Here is a 5,523-nt window from a genome sequence, read left to right on the forward strand (position 1 = left end):
GGTTCGTCTGGGAACAAAGGTGGGGGCGGGGTCATGAGCACGGGCGACAAAGTGAATGACCCCGTCATTATACAGGACCCGCCAAGCCGACGGGCAGATTTCGAGGAATATTTTCACAGCCTCTCAGTCGCTCAGACCCTGGCACTGATCGGCGCGTGCAGGATTTGTGTACCAGGCCATTTCCCTGTCTTCCCTGATGAGCCGGAAGAACGGGTGCCGCTTGAAGGTGCGCCAGGTGAAGCCGCGCCAGGTGGCCAGTGAAGATGTGCGGATGTTACCACGATGGACATTTTCGTCGAACAGCACAAAGGCACAAAGACGCCATCCTTGACCTTGTCCAAGGACTGGATCGGGTGGTCTTCAAGGGTGACCTGACCTCGATGTTTCCGGACGACGCGTTTGGTCGGTATCTGTTCAAGCCATCGGGGCTCAGACGTTGAACCGCAATATCCGTTGGAACGCCTTGCAGTGTATGGCTTTGGCTAATTGCATATCCGATTCGTACCCGGTTTTATACCCGGCTTTGAATTTCCGTGTCACTTGAGCCATCCCATCGCGGCTGACTCTCGGTGCTGGGCAAAGATAAGAGTACTCCTGATTAGCAATGAGCGTCAGCTGCCCGAATCGAGCGCTGGGGCCGCGGCGCGCAGGCTACCGCGGCGACCAGGAGCCGTTCGTTCAAGGTCCTGAGATCGAATCGGCGGTTGAATCGGTAGGTGAAAGCCGCGAGGTACTGAGCGCCATACTTTCGAAAGGCAAGCGCGTGGTAGCACCCCGAAAGGCTGGTCTTGAGATTGCCCAAGACCGTGTTGACCCACTTGAACTCTGGCAGGTCCTTGGGCTTTCGCCCGGCGACGACGGTCGGCTGATGAACGCAGCCGGCGTCGGTGACGGCGTTGAAGCAAGCCAGACCATCCGACAGCACCGTCGATCCCGGTGCGAGGTTGCTCTTCGCCCACTCGGCAATTGCCTTCAGGGTAAAACCGGGAACCAGCGTGAGTTTGGCACGCAGGGGGTGGCCCTCATCGCTGAACGAAACCGCTGCCACGAACGGAACCTTGTTCTCCGAACCCCGCCCTGCCTTGCCGCCCGTTCGTTCGCCGCCTAGGTAAGCGTCATCGACCTGCACCTGGCCATCGAGCACATAGCGTTCTTCCCGCTGTTCCATCGCCCGCATCAGCTTGTGGTGGATAAGCCAGGCGGTGGGATAACTCACTCCCAGATACCGCTTCAGAGCCAGCGCCGACAGACCCGTCTTGGCCTGGCTGATGAGGTAGATCGCCAGGAACCACACGGTCAGCGGCAGCTTGGTACCCTGAAACACCGTCCCGGCGATCAGCGAGGTTTGATGCCGACAGGCGTTGCACTGAAACACCTTGCACGACCCCCCGCGCAGAACACAGTGAGCCCGCTCACCACAGCGCGGACAGGAAAACCCGTTCGGCCAACGTGCCGCCTCCAAGGCTGCTGCGCACGGCGACTCGCTTCCGAAGCGCTGGGTGAACTCCGGCATCGACAAACCCGGTTGAAACTGGATTCGATTCATGGCCATGGCGCTGCTCTCCGTGTGGTGACGGAGTCCAGGCTAAGCCCCGCTGGGCTCACCAGATGCGCTCAGCTGACGCTCATTGCTAATCAGGAGAGTACTTGCCAGAATCCGGGGCTCACTTGGTGCGCCCATGCGCAGGCAGACTCCTACCAACGCGTTCCATCATATCCTCCCCCAAAACGCTTCAACGCCATCTCATGGGGATTGCATAAATCCCTTACGTCCCGATGGCGTTTGTTGGACAATGGTGGAGCGGCACGGATACCAAAAAGAAAGACGGTGCACAGGGATGATGAAGCTCGAACAACTCCAGCCTAACGCTGCACTGCGTGGCATCCTGCCCGACGCGTTGGTCACTGTCGTCAACGTGCAATGGTTCGGCTCTGAGGCGCTCGAACTCACCTACAAGACCGCCGACGGCAAGGTCGCCAACGAACTGTTGTACCGGCACGACGAACCCCGGCTGGAAGTCGTCGAGCAGGGCCGCCCGTGGAGCTTCGACGGCGATGGCGCGCTTTTCCGTCTGGTCTCCGAAGCACAGCGCATCCGCTTGGCGCACCTGTTTGACCCCGTGCTCGCCGTGCATACCTCGGTGGTCGATCCGCTGCCGCACCAGATCACCGCCGTCTATGAAGCCATGCTGCCGCGCCAGCCGCTGCGCTTCCTGCTGGCCGACGACCCCGGCGCCGGCAAGACCATCATGGCCGGCCTGCTCATCAAGGAACTCATCGCCCGTGGCGATTTACAGCGCTGCCTGATCGTCTGCCCCGGCAGCCTGGCCGAACAGTGGCAAGACGAACTCTACCGTCGCTTCCACCTGCCCTTCGAGATTCTCACCAACGACAAGCTCGAAGCCGCTCGCACCGGCAACTGGTTCCTCGAAACCAACCTGTGCATTGCCCGACTCGACAAGCTCTCACGCAATGAGGACGTGCAGCAGAAGCTGCAGGTGCCGGATTACCGTTGGGATCTGGTGGTCTGCGACGAAGCGCACAAGATGTCGGCGACCGTGTTCGGCAGCGAGACCAAGTACACCAAGCGCTATCGCCTTGGCCAACTGCTCTCGACGCTCACCCGCCACTTCCTGCTGATGTCGGCCACGCCACACAACGGTAAGGAAGCCGATTTCCAGTTGTTCATGGCGCTGCTCGACGGCGACCGTTTCGAGGGACGCTACCGCGATGGCGTGCACACCGCCGACGTTTCCGACCTGATGCGCCGGATGGTCAAGGAAAACCTGCGCAAGTTCGACGGCACGCCACTCTTCCCCGAGCGAATCGCCTACACCGTGCCCTACCAACTCTCGGATGCCGAAGCCGCGCTTTACCGGGCGGTCACCGACTACGTGCGCAACGAATTCAACCGCGCCGAAGCGCTGGAAAACGACAAGCGCGCCGGCACCGTCGGTTTTGCCCTGACCATCCTGCAGCGACGCCTGGCTTCCTCACCCGAGGCCATCTACCAATCGCTGCGCCGCCGGCGCGAACGGCTGGAAAGCCGACTTTGGGAACTTGAGGTGCTGCAACGTGGCGGCCAGGCCGCGACCATCCTCCCTGGGTCACTGCCTGCCCTCGACGGCGAAGACATCGATGACCTGGACGAAGCGCCCGACAACGAAGTTGCCGCCGCCGAGGAAGAAATTCTCGACCAGGCCACCGCCGCGCGCTCGATCGCCGAACTGCGCATCGAGATCGAGACCCTGAAAGGGCTCGAAGGCCAGGCTCTGGCTGTCCGCCGCAGCGGCACCGATACCAAGTGGTGCCAACTGGCCAGCCTGCTTTCCGAGATCTTCACGCCGGCCGGCATCGGCCACCGCGTCGCCGAACCGCCAGCTCCCTATGGTGCTGGCGCGATCCCGCCACCCACGCCTTCGCCGCACCAGAAGCTGGTGATCTTCACCGAGCATCGCGACACGCTCAACTATCTCGAACAACGCATCAGCACGCTGCTTGGCCGCCAGGAGGCGGTCGTCATCATCCACGGTGGCATCGGCCGTGAGGAGCGCCTCAAGGTGCAGGAATCATTCAAGCACGACCCCGAAGTACAGGTACTGCTGGCCACCGACGCAGCCGGCGAGGGCATCAACCTGCAGCGCGCGCACCTGATGGTGAACTACGACCTGCCCTGGAACCCCAACCGGATCGAACAACGCTTCGGCCGTATCCACCGGATCGGCCAGACCGAGGTTTGCCACCTGTGGAATCTGGTGGCGGACGATACGCGCGAGGGCGACGTCTACCGCCGGCTGCTGGAAAAGCTCGAACTGGCGCGCCAGGCCCTTGGCGGGCAAGTGTTCGACGTGCTCGGCAAACTTGCCTTCGAGTCCGACGGCAAGCTCATGTCGCTGCGCGACCTGCTGATCGAGGCCATCCGCCACGGCGAGAAGCCTGAGGTCAAGGCCTTCCTCACCACGGTGCTCGATGTCGCGACGGATCGGGAACACCTGCAGAGCCTGCTCGAAGAACGGGCGCTCGCCCACGACGCCATGGACGCCAGCCGGGTGCAGCGCATCCGCGAAGACATGGAGCGCGCCGACGCCCGCCGGCTGCAACCGCACTACATCGAGTCGTTCTTCCACGAAGCCTTCAAGCAACTCGGCGGCACCGCCAGGCAGCGCGAGCCCCGGCGCTACGAAATCACCCATGTACCCGCGCCGGTGCGCAATCGTGACCGCCTGATCGGCATCGGCGAACCCGTCTTGCCGCGCTATGAGCGAATCGCCTTCGAGAAATTGCTCGTCGCACCTCCGGGCCAACCGCTGGCGGCATTTGTCTGCCCCGGCCACCCGTTGCTCGACGCCGTCATCGACCTGACGCTGGAGCGTCATCGCGATCTGCTGAAACGCGGCAGCGTGCTGGTTGATGAACGTGATCCCGGAATGCAGCCGCGTGTGCTGTTCTACCTCGAACATGCCATCCAGGACGCCGGCCTCACTCGCGCCGGTGAGCGCCGGGTCGTGTCGAAGCGCATGCTCTACGTCGAAGTGGACGCCAGCACCAGCACCCGTCATGTGCACTACGCCCCCTATCTCGACTATCGGCCAATCGCTGCGGGCGAACCCGCCATCGAATCGATCCTCGACCGCCCCGAATGTCAGTGGATCACGCACGAACTCGAGAAGCAGGTACAGGGCTACGCTGTCGCCCATGTCGTGCCGGAACATCTGGCCGAGGTCAGCGGGCGCAAGCTCGAACTGATCACCCGAACTGAAGCCGCGGTCAAGGATCGCCTCACCAAGGAAATCACCTGGTGGGACCACCGCGCCGAAGAACTCAAACTGCAGGAGCAGGCAGGGAAGCCCAATGCCAGACTCAACTCCGGCGAGGCACGCAAGCGCGCAGACCTTCTTCAAGGACGGCTCGAAAAGCGTCTGGGCGACCTGAAGCTGGAAGCGCAAATCTCGCCGCTGCCGCCAGTGGTACTGGGCGGCATGCTGGTGGTGCCGATCGGCCTGATCAAGGCCATGACCGGCCAAACATCGATCACGCCCACTTTACGCGTCGATACACAGATCAGCGCCGCCCGCGCTCGTGCCATCATCATGGACATCGAGCGCCAGCTCGGCTTCGATCCCACCGATCGCGAATTCGAGAAGCTGAGCTATGACGTTGAAAGCCGCGTTCCTGGCACCGGCAAGCTGCGCTTCATCGAAGTGAAGGGCCGCGTTGCCGGCGCGCCGACGATCACCGTCACGCGCAACGAGATTCTCTTCTCGCTCAACAAGCCAGAAGACTTCATTCTCGCCATCGTCGAGTTCATCGACGAGACCAATCACAAGGTGCATTACCTGCGCCAGCCGTTTCAGCGCGAACCCGATTTCAACGCTGTGACTGTCGATTACGACTTCGCCGGATTGCTGGCGCGTGCCGGGACACCGCGCTAAGCCCTCCTGCTTGCTTGATTCAGGAGAATGCCCGCTGTAAAGTAAGAATGTAATGCAATCCTTCCTGGAGAACGAGATGCTCGCCGTTGCC

At 62.0% G+C, this 5,523-nt stretch carries 3 protein-coding genes; 2 read left to right on the forward strand and 1 reads right to left on the reverse strand.

Annotated features, from left to right (window positions below):
* Positions 1-261: hypothetical protein (locus V5B39_RS21470; RefSeq protein WP_332344859.1), on the forward strand; the 261-nt coding region annotated here is incomplete at its 5' end.
* Positions 262-598: 337 nt separating this feature from the next.
* Here V5B39_RS21470 and V5B39_RS21475 read toward each other — a convergent pair.
* Positions 599-1,552 carry an IS1595-like element ISCap3 family transposase gene (locus V5B39_RS21475; RefSeq protein ID WP_332344860.1) on the reverse strand — a complete coding sequence of 318 codons (954 nt, stop codon included), beginning with the start codon at positions 1,550-1,552 and terminating at the stop codon, positions 599-601.
* 286 nt (positions 1,553-1,838) lie between these two features.
* Between V5B39_RS21475 and V5B39_RS21480 the strand changes: the two genes are divergently transcribed.
* On the forward strand, positions 1,839-5,432 hold the full coding sequence (locus tag V5B39_RS21480) for a helicase-related protein (protein ID WP_332344861.1): 3,594 nt from the start codon (positions 1,839-1,841) through the stop codon (positions 5,430-5,432).
* Positions 5,433-5,523 lie beyond the last annotated feature (91 nt).

The organism is Accumulibacter sp., assembly GCF_036625275.1.
Taxonomy (GTDB): domain Bacteria; phylum Pseudomonadota; class Gammaproteobacteria; order Burkholderiales; family Rhodocyclaceae; genus Accumulibacter.

Excerpts from the sequence above, each read along its gene's own strand:
- V5B39_RS21475 (WP_332344860.1), bottom strand. The coding sequence starts at position 1,552 with ATGGCCATGAATCGAATCCAGTTTCAACCGGGTTTGTCGATGCCGGAG.
- V5B39_RS21480 (WP_332344861.1), top strand. The coding sequence starts at position 1,839 with ATGATGAAGCTCGAACAACTCCAGCCTAACGCTGCACTGCGTGGCATC.